At 43.4% G+C, this 15,301-nt stretch carries 12 protein-coding genes; 4 read left to right on the top strand and 8 right to left on the bottom strand.

What is annotated here, in order from left to right; translation table 11 throughout:
* Positions 1 to 48 precede the first annotated feature (48 nt).
* The 4 genes from ACSQ8O_RS05185 to ACSQ8O_RS05170 all read right to left on the bottom strand — a co-directional run bounded on the left by ACSQ8O_RS05185 (position 49) and on the right by ACSQ8O_RS05170 (position 4,419).
* Positions 49 to 1,278, bottom strand: a complete 1,230-nt coding sequence (locus tag ACSQ8O_RS05185; protein WP_436240712.1) for an NAD(P)/FAD-dependent oxidoreductase — start codon at positions 1,276 to 1,278, stop codon at positions 49 to 51.
* A 218-nt stretch (positions 1,279 to 1,496) separates the two neighbouring features.
* Positions 1,497 to 2,384: a glycine betaine ABC transporter substrate-binding protein gene (locus ACSQ8O_RS05180; RefSeq protein WP_436241946.1), complete on the bottom strand. Its 888-nt coding sequence runs from the start codon at positions 2,382 to 2,384 to the stop codon at positions 1,497 to 1,499.
* 5 nt (positions 2,385 to 2,389) lie between these two features.
* The gene (locus tag ACSQ8O_RS05175) at positions 2,390 to 3,220 is read right to left on the bottom strand and encodes an ABC transporter permease (RefSeq protein WP_436240711.1); all 831 of its coding nucleotides are present in this window, start codon (positions 3,218 to 3,220) and stop codon (positions 2,390 to 2,392) included.
* Positions 3,217 to 4,419, bottom strand: coding sequence for a quaternary amine ABC transporter ATP-binding protein (locus tag ACSQ8O_RS05170; protein WP_436240710.1), 1,203 nt, complete (start codon positions 4,417 to 4,419; stop codon positions 3,217 to 3,219). The genes ACSQ8O_RS05175 and ACSQ8O_RS05170 overlap by 4 nt, the downstream gene beginning before the upstream one ends.
* A 223-nt stretch (positions 4,420 to 4,642) precedes the next feature.
* Between ACSQ8O_RS05170 and ACSQ8O_RS05165 the strand changes: the two genes are divergently transcribed.
* Positions 4,643 to 5,215: a GbsR/MarR family transcriptional regulator gene (locus tag ACSQ8O_RS05165; RefSeq protein ID WP_436240709.1), complete on the top strand. Its 573-nt coding sequence runs from the start codon at positions 4,643 to 4,645 to the stop codon at positions 5,213 to 5,215.
* Between the two features lie 118 nt (positions 5,216 to 5,333).
* Here ACSQ8O_RS05165 and ACSQ8O_RS05160 read toward each other — a convergent pair whose 3' ends face one another.
* A complete protein-coding gene (locus tag ACSQ8O_RS05160; protein ID WP_436240708.1) occupies positions 5,334 to 6,098 on the bottom strand; it encodes an EcsC family protein in 765 nt (254 codons plus the stop codon).
* 259 nt (positions 6,099 to 6,357) lie between these two features.
* On the opposite strand from ACSQ8O_RS05160, the gene ACSQ8O_RS05155 reads away from it, so the two are divergent.
* The 3 genes from ACSQ8O_RS05155 to ACSQ8O_RS05145 all read left to right on the top strand — a co-directional run bounded on the left by ACSQ8O_RS05155 (position 6,358) and on the right by ACSQ8O_RS05145 (position 9,733).
* Positions 6,358 to 8,505 (top strand): ABC transporter transmembrane domain-containing protein, encoded by a 2,148-nt coding sequence (locus ACSQ8O_RS05155; protein ID WP_436241945.1) that lies wholly within the window; start codon positions 6,358 to 6,360, stop codon positions 8,503 to 8,505.
* A 54-nt stretch (positions 8,506 to 8,559) separates the two neighbouring features.
* Positions 8,560 to 9,075, top strand: a complete 516-nt coding sequence (locus tag ACSQ8O_RS05150; RefSeq protein ID WP_436240707.1) for a hypothetical protein — start codon at positions 8,560 to 8,562, stop codon at positions 9,073 to 9,075.
* 145 nt (positions 9,076 to 9,220) lie between these two features.
* Positions 9,221 to 9,733 carry a hypothetical protein gene (locus ACSQ8O_RS05145; RefSeq protein WP_436240706.1) on the top strand — a complete coding sequence of 171 codons (513 nt, stop codon included), beginning with the start codon at positions 9,221 to 9,223 and terminating at the stop codon, positions 9,731 to 9,733.
* 110 nt (positions 9,734 to 9,843) lie between these two features.
* Here ACSQ8O_RS05145 and ACSQ8O_RS05140 read toward each other — a convergent pair whose 3' ends face one another.
* The 3 genes from ACSQ8O_RS05140 to ACSQ8O_RS05130 form a co-directional block, all read right to left on the bottom strand.
* Complete coding sequence (locus ACSQ8O_RS05140) at positions 9,844 to 11,334, bottom strand: alpha/beta fold hydrolase (RefSeq protein WP_436240705.1); 1,491 nt, start codon at positions 11,332 to 11,334, stop codon at positions 9,844 to 9,846.
* 14 nt (positions 11,335 to 11,348) lie between these two features.
* A complete protein-coding gene (locus ACSQ8O_RS05135; protein WP_436240704.1) occupies positions 11,349 to 13,919 on the bottom strand; it encodes a diadenylate cyclase in 2,571 nt (856 codons plus the stop codon).
* A gap of 237 nt (positions 13,920 to 14,156) precedes the next feature.
* Positions 14,157 to 15,200 (bottom strand): polysaccharide deacetylase family protein, encoded by a 1,044-nt coding sequence (locus ACSQ8O_RS05130; RefSeq protein WP_436240703.1) that lies wholly within the window; start codon positions 15,198 to 15,200, stop codon positions 14,157 to 14,159.
* Positions 15,201 to 15,301: the final 101 nt, after the last annotated feature.

Below are 15,301 nucleotides of genomic sequence, written 5' to 3'. Positions count from 1 at the left end.
AATCCCCTCCGAGTATCTATTTGAAGGGGATTTTATGTTATGCACGCGTTAATTCGGTACATGATAATTGCGAGTCGTAGACTTCTGCTTCCAAATCATTTTCTTCCAAACGAGTGGAATGCCGCCGATAAGATACAGGTAACGGGCATCGATCATTTTTTTGATAAATAAGGCCAAGCGGCCTTTCACCTTCTTAACTTTGAGTAAACCAACGGCTTCACCGCGCCCCAAGGTTGCTACCGTGCCTTTGAAATCATAGACAAATGGCTTCATCTCTTTGCCTCGAACCGTCTGGATGAGATTCCTAGCTGCATTATAGCCTTGTTGGACAGCAATCTGCGCATTGGCCGGATAGGGTGTACCTTCTGGACTCGTGACGATGGAGCAATCGCCAGTGATGAAAATCTCCGGGAACTGATAGGAGCGCAAGCAGCTATCCACTTTCACCCGTCCCCGCTGAACCTCAAAACCCGCTTCCTGCAGCAGCGAATTACCGCGTATCCCTCCCGACCAGACTACCGTGCCTGCACGAATGAACTCGCCGTTGCTCAGAATAACTCCTTCCGATGTGCATTCCTTGATAGCGGTCGATAGCTTATATTGCACCCCTTTGCGGCGCATCACTTCCATCCCATATTCGACTAAATCCACTGGCAGCCCGGGAGGCAGCGCAGACGAGGAAGCTTCCACATTATAAATCCGGACATCTGCCGGATCGACATCATATGTTTTGCACAAAACAGGAATGCGATCCGCCAGCTCTCCGACGAACTCCGTTCCCGTGAAACCCGCGCCGCCAACGACGAAGGTCAAATAATCCTTGCGCTTCGGAGCCACCTTAGACTTGGCGAACATATATTCAATGTGCTGCCGAATGAAGCGGACACTATTAATGCTTTTGATCGACATGGCATATTCATGCATACCCGGGATCCCGAAGGTCTCGGTCTCACTCCCGAGTCCTACCACGAGATAGTCGTAGTCAAGCGTAGCATCTTCCAGCACAATCTTCTTATCACTCGGCAAAATTTCTCTTACCGTCGACTTCACGAATCGAATCTTCCGCTCATCAATCAAGTCCGAAATGGTCACGCGTGCGTTATCATGATGATCCGTACCGGCAGCCGGCATATGCAGATGTGTCGTAATAAAGTGATAGTCGTGTTTGTTAACCAGTGTCACATCCATCTCATTTCTTCTCATCTTTTTCTGCAGCCTTATCGCTGTGACAAGTCCGCCATAGCCTGCGCCTAGGATCACGATTTTGGGTTTGCTCATTGCCTCAACACTCCTCCGGTTGTGAAATTAATCACATATATGCTTGTGAAAATAATCACATCTTCTCACAAGGTGAGCCGGTAACCGACTCTCTTCTAGTGTATGCATGTGTTCTGCAAATATCACTTCCAAATGACCTAATTATCTGCGATTGTCCCCTCAATAATTTGAAAAGTCTATCGATAAGATTATCGATAGACCTCTCTCTACTATTTAGGCTATTTCGTTTTCAAATCTTCAATAGAACTGATTGTCATATAAGCAGGTACAACTAGACCCAATTTGGTCCCTTTTAAGTTTGCACCAAGATCTTCTAGTTTAGCGGCATACTTCTCGAAATAATCCTTATGTGTAGTCGGGAGCCATGCAGCCACAATCGCATCAGCGCTTCCATCAGCAAGTCCAGCCCACATCGGTCCTGCTTCAACTTGCAGCATCTCTACTTTATACCCGAGCTTCATTTCCAATACGGTTTTCACGACATTCGTGCTGGCAATCTCCGAATCCCAAGCCACATAAGCTAATTTCAGCTTCTTACCTTGTTCTGGCGAAAGACCTTTCACCCAAGTATCCACTTTACTTGCATTGCCCACAACCCAATCTGCAGCTGCATCTTCGGGCTTCTTACCGTCAACCACAGCTGACATGACCACAGCCATATCCTCCGGCGTCCACTCAAATCGATCTAGCATTGCATATGCTGACGCCGCTGCTTCCTTCAAACCTTTGCGAGCAATCGTATGAATCTCTTCATCCTTACCAAATGCACCCTTAGGATCATTCAGATATTTCAAATCATATTTAGCGAACATCCAATGAGGTGTCCACCCCGTCACGATGATCGGTTCCTTTGCTTTATACGCTTTATCTAACGCTGCCGCCATGGCTGCGCTAGAGCCTTCAACTAATTTCCAATCGGTAAGCGCATAGTCTTTCATCGCTTGATCCGTCTGCTTCATTAATCCTGCACCAGGGTCAATTCCGATAATTTGGTGATTCACACTGCTGCCTACACTAGATTCTGAAGCATTATCTTTCGAGCAGCCTGTCACGACAAGTAAACTGGTCAAGCTAGCGAATATTAATGTCTTAGCGGCTTTCTTCAACATCTTTAAACACTCCTTTTTTTCTTCATCCATAATTGTGTGATGCGATCAAGTAAAATAGCTAATACAACAATAGCCAATCCGGCTTCAAAGCCTTGACCAATTTTGATTTGAGTAACAGCCCTATACACATCAGCCCCTACGCCCTGTGCCCCAATCATAGAAGCAATAACAACCATCGAGAGCGCAAGCATAATCGTTTGATTAATTCCCGCCATAATAGACGGCATCGCTAACGGAAATTGCAGCTTTACTAATTTTTGCATAGGGGTTGAACCGAAAGCATCTGCGGCTTCAACTAAATCTTCAGCAACCTGCCTTATACCCAAATTCGTCAGCCGAATCGTCGGCGGTACAGCAAAAATAACGGATGCAATGACCCCAGGTACCACACCCAGTCCAAAAAAGGTAACAGCAGGGATTAAATAAACGAAAGCTGGCATGGTTTGCATGAAATCAAGCGCCGGTGTGATGATCCCTCGTGCTCGGTCGCTTTGGGCACACCATACGCCTAAAGGAATACCAATGAGAATGGACATGACTGCTGAGGTCATAACCAGTGCCAGTGTGTCCATCGTATGTTCCCACAAGCCAAGATTATCTACTAATAACAATCCTACGGCGGCAAATAGCGCGAATGGCCATTTGCCAAGATAATAAGCAAAAATCGTAATCAAAGCGATAAGTACCAGCGCTGGAGGGAAATGAAAAACGGCAGAAAATGCATCCACAACTCCCTCTATGAGGAGTGACATGAAATCAAAGAGCCATGATAAGTTAGCTCCTAACCCATCAACAACCTTCTCAACCCAATCATCCAATGGAACTTTAGTCATTCGTTATTCACATCCTCTCTTGCCACAACGTTACCTGCAAGAGCCCCAAGAACATCACCGCGAACAATAACACCCTTAATTTTCCCATCGCTATCCACGACTGCCACAGGATACTTGGCATTGCTGCAAACTTCAAATAATTCATGCAGCAGTTGATCCGGGCCGACAGTTGGTATATCTCGAATCACAATATCCTCGAGACTCTTCTCATAGCGAACAGCACCCGAAGCATCCTCCGCCGTTATAACACCAATTAACTTCTTGCCTTTGTCTACAATAAATAAATTAGATATCCCGCTTTGCCTCATGAGCTGCAGCGCCACACGCGGTCCTCTATCAAGGCCTATGGTCTCAGGCCGGCGCATGACTGTCGATGCGGTCAGTACCTTGGATAGATCAACATCCTCCACAAACCTTTCGACGTACTTATTTGCTGGGTTCATCATAATTTCTTCTGGTTTGCCGATTTGGACAATAACGCCGTCTTTCATTAGCGCAATTCGATCTCCAATACGAAGAGCCTCATCCAGATCATGTGTAATGAAAATGATGGTCTTCTTCATTTTATCTTGCAACTCAACGAGTTCATCTTGCATATCCTTCCGAATAAGAGGGTCTAATGCGCTGAAAGCCTCATCCATCAAAAGGATATCCGGATCATTAGCTAAAGCCCGCGCAAGCCCCACCCGCTGCTGCATGCCGCCGCTTAATTGCGAAGGCTTACTGTCTGCCCAAGCCTGTAATCCTACCAAATTCAAAGACTCTAGCGCCTTCACACGCCTTTTTTGCTTATCCCACCCTTGAACCTCTAGCCCGTATTCCACATTCTCAACGACCGTTCGATGAGGAAATAAGGCAAACTTCTGAAATACCATTGAGATTTGTTCTCGTCTGACATTTCTAAGCTCCTCATCATTCATGCGAACAATGTCCTTACCGTGAATTGTGATACTTCCGCTCGTTGGCTCAATCAACCGATTCAAAAGTCGAACCAATGTTGATTTACCACTGCCTGAGAGCCCCATTATGACAAATATTTCACCTGCTTCAACAGAGAAGCTAGCTTCATTGACTCCTATAGTATGCTTCGTATCCTTATAAATCTTTTCTTTCGTTTGTTTCTGAGAAAGCAACGGAAGAACAGATGCGGGATCGGGACCAAATATTTTTGTCACCTGATTAACTTGGATAACCGACATATGCTCACTCCTTTCTTCTGTTTGCATGTCGTCCACTTCACCAAGTCTAACGAATAATCATCATTTGTGTCAACCTTAAATTCTGTACAAACAGTTCAAACAGAAAAAACTGTACAAACTTTCACGAAGTTTAGTATACTATTCCTAGTAGGTGTTTTTCTTTACTTTTTCAAAATTGTTTCTTACAATAACGATGTAAACCTAAAGGTAGGGTGAGGAGATAATGAATCATATAGAGGGCATCAGCGTAGAACAAGATCTCGTCATACAGAAGGCTCGAAAACGAATCATAGAATCTATTGGAAATAACATGGATTTATATAGTGTTAGTGAATCTACCGGTCATTTATACGGTTTACTTTTATTTCAAGACAAGCCGATGACATTAGACGAAATGGGAAAGGCTATGGAAATGAGCAAAACCAGCATGAGCACAGGTGTGCGGACGCTGATTGATCTGAAAATGGTTAATAAAGTGTGGGAAAAAGGTTCCCGTAAGGATCTCTATGAGGTCGAATCCGACTGGTTCCAAACCTTCGCTGATTTCTTTAGCCTCAAATGGCGAAAGGCCTTAGAAGTTAACCTGCTTGCGCTTACCAAATCCAAAAATGAGTTCCGAAAGCTGAACGAACAATTTCCTGACAGTCTCCCTTTACAAGCTGTTGTTAAACAGGATTTGGATAAAATAGATTCAGCTATTCATTATTACAAATGGCTTGATAGGCTTATTGATTCATTCGAGTCGGGGGATATTTTCAAGCTGGTTCCCAAGGACTTACCCTCAGATGAATCATGAATAAACACAACAAGAAAAACCTGAACAATAGTTGGACATTAATCCGACTGTCGTTCAGGTTTTTTGTGTTCCATTTCAATCAGGGCACCAAGATAAATAGATAAATGTCATGCAATTATTACTCGCTGGCGTTCCTAGCTTTGTCTTGCAAATTGCGCAGCCGATAGCAGTTCATGCCTGCCACCCCGAGCTCCTCCAGCAAGCCAAAGTTAGCCCATGCGCCTACTACTGCTCCGATGCCGGGGATGAGTTGAAGCATTTTACGAAAATCAATCGTGTCTCGATACTCCTGCTGCAGCTGCAGCCAATCCACTTGGTTAGCATAGTCTGCAGCAGGAGGAAAGGTCTGTGAAATTGCAGGCCAATTCTTAATCGTATGAAGCAGCGCCGGCTTCTTCTTCGAACTGGAGAACGCCAACTGAAACACATACAAAATGAATAATCTTTCTCTGTAATCCTTGGTGGAATATCCGTAAATATGGGCTAATTCAAAAAGGAACTTCAACTTAATCCCGATAAGAACCGGGAAATCAGCTAGGCCAAGTAAAATCCCACCGGCCCCTGCACCTGCACCCTCGGCGGCGGCGATTTTTTTGTAAAGTGACAGCAGCTCCTCGGCTTTCGCATCGCGGTCCGCCATCGATATGCCCTTCAGCGGCTCCGTTGCAGGCATATAATTAATTCCGAACAAAGTCGTTTGCACAATCCCTTTTACCGTCGCGGTGATCGTATTGTGTATCTTCTCGGGAATCACTTGATTGATGCGATTTTGAACGGATTTGGAGGCGCGCTCGATCAGGTTAGGTTTCTTTTGCAAACGAATTTCCCAACGCTTCAGCTTTGCCTTCATTTGCTGTTCGTAAATTGTGTACGGCTGTTCCATGGCTTCACCACCGTCGATTAGATTCTTATATCTTCACTTCCTCAAATTCATCAACACCATTCGGTGACAGTTAGTTGTATTATACACGTTAGTTGGGGGAGAATTCATTAGGCTCACTGGGATTGCGGGAAATACTTGAACAGAAATTAAAGAACGAGCACTATCCAACTGCTCATTTTTTCCGAATTATGACAAATCGTGTCGTTTACAACCCTAAAAAACTGCTGTAATCTAATTCTATGAAAGGTGGCGATGATTCCTGAATTTCCTACGAACACTACTAAATCTTTGGACTCCCTATAAGCGTTTAACCGGCATTTTTTTATTTTGTCTTCTCATAGAAGTCGGATATTCGGTAGCAGCTCCTATCAGCCTTAAATATCTTGTTGATGAGGCTTTTACGCCAAAAAGTGTGCATAACTTCACAATCATTCTTATCGTGCTGCTTAGCACTGGCTTTATCAACATTTGTGCAAGTATTTACGGTGAATACACACTCGGCAATCTTGGCGGCCAGATCATCAAGAAGCTGCGGATAGAGCTATTCACACATCTTCAGAAGCAATCGCTTCCCTTTCATCAAAAATACCGAGTCGGCGATCTTGTCGCTCGATTCTCATCAGACATGACCTCCTTGGAAAGAGTCGTCCGCATCGTATTTCCTTATTTTCTGAAGGAGGCCTTAAGTGTTCTGCTCGGACTTTTCATCCTATTCTCAATCGAATGGAAACTCACACTGGCCATGCTTGTCGGCTCCACGCTCATGTTCATTGGGCCAAGACTCCTTCAAGGGCGTGCGGAAACCGCCAATATGGACTATAAAGAATCGCAAGAGCGCTTCACGAACACGATTGATGAAATGGTGAAGGGACATAAAACAATTAAAAGCCTACATCTCCAAGCCCGATTCCAAGATCGCGCACGTAAACAAGTCCAAGAGCTCTTTACCTTCGGGTTGAAATTACAACTTGCCGGTTCTATGATGGAACGCCTTCCACTTATCTCACTGCTAATTTTGAACGGGATTATGATCGGTTTCGGGGGCTACCTCATTTTCCATGACATGATGAGCATTGGCGGTTTCATGGCCTTTTTCACCTTATTCTTAAGCGTAGGACAGTCCGGCTCAAATTTATCTTCCCTCGTCCCAAGCTTGATCGATTCCAGTACAAGCTTTCATCGGATACGGGAAATTCTGGACCACCAGGCTAGTGTTACAGAGGATGCTCATTCGCTTGAACTTCCTTCTTCTATTCCTTCGATCCGGATGGATGAAGTGACCTTCGGTTATACCGAGGAAGCCGATCAATTACATAACGTAAGTTTACATATTGCTCCTGGGAGCTATGTGGCATTCATTGGTCCAAGTGGTTCTGGGAAAAGTACGGCGCTGCAGCTGTTGTCCCGTTTCTTTGATCCCAAACAAGGCTCGGTCTCTATCAATGACTATGACATACGTACCTTGAGCGAGGCCTCCTTGCGTAAACAGTCCACACTTGTTACACAGGATACCTTCTTATTTAATACGACCATTCGGGATAACCTGCTGCTGGATAGTGGTGCTTCGGAAGCTGAAATGATTGCGGCTGCCAAGCAAGCGAACATTCATGATGTTATTGCCAGCTGGCCTAACGGATACGATACAGAGGTACATCATGAAGGCGGCTCGCTTTCTGGCGGCGAACGTCAGCGATTGTCGATAGCGAGAGCGCTGTTAAGGAAGCCGAACCTGCTGCTGCTCGATGAGGTGACATCCGCATTGGATCCAGCTACCGAGTCGGATATTAATCAACTCGTTGAGCGGCTTAGATCCGAGAAGACGATTGTATCCGTGACACATCGGCTATCCTCCGTCATGAACGCTGACTGTATTCATGTATTCCAAGATGGCCGAATCGTGGATTCCGGTACCCATCAAGAACTTCTAAATAAGAACAATCTATACCGCACTCTTTGGGATAAGCAGTACGGATTTAACCTGTCTCAGGATGGACTCTACGCGACAGTGGATATGGACAGACTTGCCAAACTGCCTTTCTTCGAAGGTATTGCACCGTCATTGCTCAAGAACATCGCGATGTTGTTTACAACTGAAACCTGCAAAGAAAGCGAGAATATCGTACGCGAGGGCGATGATGGCAACAAATTTTACATTATTGTCCGTGGTAAATTTGAAATTATTAAGCGTATGCCTGATGGCGGGGAACGGCGGGTCGCCGTGTTGCAGGATGGGGATCATTTTGGCGAAATTGCGCTGCTTCACAATGTCCCTCGGAATGCGACCGTTAGGGCAATGGGCCCATCGGTTCTGTTGTCTGTCCGGCAAGAAGCTTTTCACCGTTTAATGGCTGAACATCCTCAAATTAAGCAATCCTTGGAGCATACGCTTCAGAAGAGAATTGGATGACGACTGGAAGCCAGAGATAGGCTGGACGTGAAGAATTAAGGAAGGAGGAACACGATGATGATCAATTACCACAAGTGTGTGAGTGATGACGATTTCGCCAAGGCCAGTATATTTATGCTAGCCCGTAAGCGCGACCTGCACCCTGCTTATTCTACTTTGGAAATGGTAACCCTCCTTTATTCCTATGTGACTCAGGGCCACTTAATTTGTGCGAAGGATGCTGAGAACCAAGTCGTCGGAATAGCGGCCTATTACTACGGAACACCAGAGCAGGAATTTCAGGATACAGATATTGCCCTGGTGGATGTGGCCATTGCCGATAAAGCTTACCGAGGGTCTCGCTTATTTGTACGAGGGCTGCTATACATGGTCAATGAGATTATTGCGGGAGGTCCAGACGTCCAAGAGTTAAGGCTTGCGGCCTTGGCCGAGAACGACTATGTATGCCGACTGTATGCCAAGTTTACGAGCGCACGCTTCGTTCGAGAAGGCACACACGGGAAAGAAGTCGTTTTTTGTGAAAAAATTAACATTTTAAGGGATATCCTAACGAAATTTAATACGATATAATTGAAAGAAGAAGTACAAATTACGACACAAGGGAGGCAATCCGTATGTTTCCAGTACCCCCAACTCTCGACAAAGGTTCTAAAAAAGGAAGCGGCTTCGGTAAGATCGTTAAGGTTAACGATTCTCTTCGCGTACAGCCACAGTAATGTCTTATGAATTCCGAGTCAGCGAATTTGAAATGGATCATGAAGCCTATATGGACTTCCTGCTGCGTCATCACGACGAACTGAATTTGCCTTACACGTTCGGCATGAAACTCAGTTTCATCAGTAGTCCTCTCTTTCTAGGTAAAGCCATGCTCATCATCAATGAAGAGTCCTACGATATGGTCGGCGCGGCCGGCTTCGGCTACGGCACCGGTCCAGACGATTATGAGGATCAGCATATTTGTCAGATCGAGGTGGCTTTTATTGAGAAAGAGCTGCGAGGATCAACATTATTCGTACAAGGACTACGTGCACTGGTACATGCCATCAAAGCAGGCAATCCCGACGTCCGGCAGGTTCAGTTCTGGGCTTCTGCGGCAGAGGAAGAATTAGATCGGCTCTTTGCCAAATTCCTCGCCTTGCCCGGCTCCACCAAATCCATTGTGAACCACTTGGCCCTCTTCACGATACCGTTCCACGAACTTGAAGCTTATTGTAATCGTTTGAGGTAATTAGGGACAAGCTTTGGGTTTGTGGAGTATCTAACAAGACAAAGAAGAGCAAGCCACATGGGGTTTGCTCCTTTTTTATTAATGGGAATACAGATACTAAGTGGGATTACCTACAACACGCAAGCAGGAACGTACCCAGGATTCATGAAATCAAATACTTGTATGGGGCCAGCAGCCGTCAAATAATGTCCAACAAAAACAGCTACGCCAAATGGACAATTTAGGTATAAATCAACTTTATCAATACCCTGTTGTTTTAGTCTATCCACAGCAGCTTTAACTTCAATTGCATACGAAACTGCCTGTTCTGCACCACTTATACTTCGCTGACCCGCCCCTAGCTGAGGTGTCAAATTGATTAAAAGCTCATATTGAACATCACTTTGTTTCAAATGAGAAAGAACTGTCTTCTCAATATCGTTAGATACACTAAGCACAACGATAGCACGTTTACTGTTTGAATTGTTACCAAAACATCGTTTTACATTCACTTCAAATGAAGGATCACGTCTCAATGAAGACCATATTCCTTCCCCTTGCGCTACTTCAAGTACAGCCCCTCTTGCTTGAGAAAATCTGCTCCCGATGAGAATTCCCCCGGGCAAACTAAGACTAGCATATACCCGAACGCATCGTTTCATGGCCCGATTCTGTGACCAGATATCAGCGGCTTCTCCTAATGCCTTTGCCATAATACTCCACTCGGATGTTGAAGGCAGCCTCCTGGGGGATGCATATACATCGAAATATTCAGTCCAATTTAACTCGATCTGCGGCTGCACTTCATATTGTTGCTTGTCAAACCCATGTATATGAAAAATCATTGCTTTAGAACTTGTAGATATAGGTTCCAAATGCTTCTGCAAGAAATCACGAATTGTTTTATAAACTGTACTGCTGCTATCAACCTTACATATGCTCGAATGTCCTTCATCGACAGCAATTACTTCTGCTCCTAAATATAAGGGAGTGGAGGAGGCACTCGCTACTACCCGATCACGCTCCCCGCGCAAGGCAATCTGTGAAATATTATGTTTCAAATTTTCTGGCAAAGCCTCCACTCCGCCTCTATATGCATACTTGTTCCAGTTCCCCTCAAGTAAAGCCAGTTGCGGATTTTTTCTGCGTAACGATTTTATTTGCTTATTAGCAAATATCTTTGGAAACAACTCAGCCAATCCGGATCCATGAAAAGGAACAGATAAGTAAACAACGCCTTTTACACTTTTCAGATTACTACTGTCAAATGTCTCATAGCGGTTAACGATATACTGCTGTACCACTAACCCGCCCATACTGTGTGCCACGAAAATAATTTCCTTTCCAGGCAATTCGACCTTAATATCCGAGTGCAATAGTTCTGCTACCGTCGTAAAATCATATTGCCAAGGCTTTACGCCAGTACGATAGCCGTAACTGTAAAATTCCGCATCTCTTAATAGTGGATCTTGATCCAACATTTCAATAAGTGTTTGAGAGTAGGAATCATTACGCCAAGTGTCGTACAAACTCCCACCTATACCATGTAGAAAGATTATTGCGAATCGGCTGTCTGTAGGTCCGGATCCTATTTTTTTGAGCTGTGCTTTCTCAATACTCATTTGTAACTCCTTAATTATTCATCTTCTGGTTGTTTTTGATTGATACCATACTGCTCTAATGCAGCAGCTACTTCGGGGTGATCCTCAGCCAGTTCAATACCGTATTCCTCTAACAACTTTCTGAGACCTTCGCTATCATGCTTCTCATTCTTTTTTTGCGAATAACTGGTAAGAGCATGCAAGAATAAGGAGACTTCCCGCTTAATAAGTTTCTCTATTAACTTGAGAGTTTGTTCTTCTGAGAATTCTATTTCCGAACTTATATAGTCATTTAGAGTTTCGTGTAACTTTCCCATACTTTGATGTTGATACCCACGATTTCGATAAAGTATATTTTTTTTAAATTTACTCATTTCTATTGCTTTAGTATAGTCAAGTATAGCTTTGTTGAAGCATTCCACTTTCTCCTTTTTATTCGACAGCCTTCCCATTCCCGTTAAGGCAAGGGCGCGGTTATTATACTCGTGATGGTTGATCTCAGAATCTGCTGCCCTTTTCATTACTATTTCAACTTGTTCTAAAGCATTTTTGAAAGATTCCAGTTTACTGTCTTCTGAAATTCCATGACTATATCCATGATTAATAAAAGAAGTTGCAAGAGCGCGATTATATTTTAAGATTATATGACCACAAGCCTTCAAGCCTTTGTCATAATAATATGCTGCTTTGAAAAAGTGGTTTTTCTGAGAAAATGTTTCTGCTATTTTAAAATAATGGTGATGATCTATAGCTGTTTCACTTTCAACTTCTTTAAGACGTCTGTCGTAGTCTTGAAGAGTTTCTTCATTAATTTCATCACTATCTTTTATATTGCTTATCATTGTTCTCACCAACTGACGAACAACGGCTTCGTTTACCTGTTCTGGAATCAGATTAATCAAGCCGTCCTCTGAAATAATGGCGATGACGCATCCTTTTGTATCTGATTTTAATTTCTCAAGATAACGGTGTGCTGAATGAAACCTGGCCCCCCGACTTGCGTCTCCAAGATGCCGTTGCGCCAGTCCATCCAAAATCACACCGATAGCGTGACAAGCTCCCGTTGTGTCGAAATATATCGCTCCGTCAATGGAAGTGAGATGCTTTATGAACGCAGGGCTAATCTCAGTAGGAAGGATTGGAGTAGACTGTTTTCGCAGCTTTTTCAATTCATCGTCCGCAGTTATGGGGTCTGTAATTACAACCATCGTTCCATTTTGCTGCTCAGTTGCCTTCTGAATGATAAGCCGAAGCTTCTGAATTCCTTCATGTGTTATGGGAGGAACAACTTCCTTAAACTGAGCTTTCATTGTGCGTTCAAAAAGCTCAGGCGTAAAGCCCCCAGAACCAATACCCGGATGTTTAAAAGAAATACTTGTTAGTTTATGAGATACAATTTCTAAGTTCATAGTCATTTTAAATATTTTAGATTCATCTTCTGCAACCACATGAGCGTCCGTATTTTCCTTTTTCTCCGTAGTAACAAGCAGAAGATCATATCTGGATAGCCCTTTAAACTCCACTTTAAACAGCAGATTATCTCCTAACTGGCCCCAATCTATTTCACCCACACCATAGATGGCTCTATCATCAGCAATCAAGTACAAATCTTTCTCTTTGTTTGTAAGTTCAAGTAATTTTCTAATTCGCCGAGCATCTTCTAAATAAATAGGCTGATGATTTTGAAACCTGATTGAATATTTAACAAGCTTGCTATCTTCCAGCATACTAGTATTGAGAAGAAGCATACAACCAAACGGAATCTCACCTTCATACGTCCTTGTAGAAATCCCATCAATCTTCTCAAGCAAGTTGTTAATGTAATACTGATTTCTTTCCGTTTCTGTCAATTCCATATCTGCTCTTGAAACATCGATTAAATCGAAACCGTTTACAATAAAGTCCTGTGTTTTCCCAAAAAATAAGCGTGCCATCCTTTGAAGGAACTGACTGCTATTCTCTTTGTACTTAATTTCAACTTTGTTATCCTCATTAACGAATAACAATTCCTGATCACCCGATACCTTATAATAATCCTTGAAATAATAATCCAAGATCATTCTGAGAAAAGATAGCTGTGGCCTTTCAAGAAAAATATTTCGCGTTACCGAATCTGTATATTCAATCGACAAAATGTATTTAAGTGTGCAGTGTTCATCATCTATTTCAAGTTCAAAACTGTTGGAGTAGAAAATGTTCCATTCATTTGACTCTTGTCGAAGTGGGTGCTCCTCACTACTTTCAATCGCAGCTTCATTCTCACTGATATTTGACTCAGCTAAAACTCCTAATGGACGCAAACTGGTTTTGAAGCTAGTTGTGTCAAGATGAATAAGGAATTCATTTAAGTTTGTACCCGGGTCTTTGTGGGCTAAACCAATCTTTCTAAAAACTTCCTCTGGGCCGCTTAGCTCTTCTTGGATAACATCGGTTTCTTGACCTTGAAGATCACTTAAAACACTTTTAACTCGAACTGTTTGAATACATTCTTGATTCTCATCCAAAACGAAAGCATATAGCTTTAAATCTAGTCTATCATCAAGTTTTTGCAAAACTCGTTCCAGATTATCGTATACTTGCTTATTTATATACTCAAATACTTCCAAGGAAAACTACCACCCTTTATAGTAATATTTTCCTGTCAATATTAACATATATAGTCTTTTTGTCACTATAATTTTTAGATTCATAGGCTAATTCTACTAATAACTTTAAATATTATTATTTAATAATTTTCTATTTAATGAGATACCTCATATTAAATAGTATAGAAATATAAAGGAGCTAACCCATTTGTAGGGTTTAGCTCCTTTTTGGCCTCATTGTGATAGAAAATGGTCTCCCTAATTGGCTTTCGAAAGCTTGTTTATGAAGACTTTCAGGCTTTCTTCCCCGTTAATAAACAGCCTTTTCAGCAAATAAGGGGACTGTTGATTGGTCGTGTAGCCTTGGTCAATCGTAAACGCATAGCGAAAGCCGTGCTCTTTCAAGAGCTTCACCGTTGTTTGGTTATATTCCCCATAAGGATAGCAAAAAACATCTGCTTGCGTGCCAAGCTTCTCCTCAATTAACTTTCTAGCTTCGGTAATCTCATACGCTTGTTGTTCCGCTGAAAGCTTAGGTAGATGCGGGTGTGTCATGCCATGTGGCTGAATGTCCCAACCGGCTTCTTGCAGTTGCGTGGCCTGTTCCCAATTCAGATAGCCAGCGTCCTCAACCATGCCTGGTGACATGAAGAGTGTGGCAGGGAATTTATATTTGGCCAGAATCGGCATCGCCTCCTCCACATTATCCACATAGCCGTCATCAAAAGTAAGCAGTACAGGCTTATCAGGCGCCGCGAAACCGCTTTTATTTTCAATAAGGTTAATGAATGTTGCAAGAGAAATCGGTGTATAACCATGGTCATGCAGATATTTCATCTGAGCCTCCAGCTTGGCTGGAGAAATAACAACCACATTCCCTGGATCAATGGTGACGCTGTGATAGTTGAGGACGGGTATGCTGACTTTGGATGAAGCAGACGGAGCGACAACCCCATTGGGCATGTAGGTGTCCACTGTAACGGAAGTTGTCTGAGGTGGGGCTGTGATCACTTGCACGGATGGTGTTGGTGCTGGAATCATGTCCATCTGAACGGATGGCATCGGCGTTGGGATGATGTCTACTTGAGCTGGTAGTGGCTGCTCAGGCTTGTCCAGTGGAAGGGATGGAACCTCAATAGGCACAAGCGCAGAAAGGGGAGTTTGGATTAATTCCTCGGCTTGGACTTCTATGTGGATGGGAGCTGTTGAAGAATTAAGAGCACTTATGACTAAGAGGAAAAGAAGCGTAAACACTCCCGCTAGTAACGTGTAAAATAGAAACCTCTTCTTTCGGACGTTCATAGCAAACCACCCATTTCTCGAGGAATCATCTATCACTCTATTTGTAAGCAGTAATTGAGAGAATTATTCCTAGATTTTGATAATGGGCGGGGAGTTAGGAG

The sequence above is a fragment of the Paenibacillus sp. LjRoot56 genome, assembly GCF_964253335.1.
GTDB lineage: Bacteria > Bacillota > Bacilli > Paenibacillales > NBRC-103111 > Paenibacillus_E > Paenibacillus_E allorhizoplanae.
Note: the sequence above shows the minus strand (reverse complement) of the source record. Positions and strands in the feature narration are given on the sequence as shown.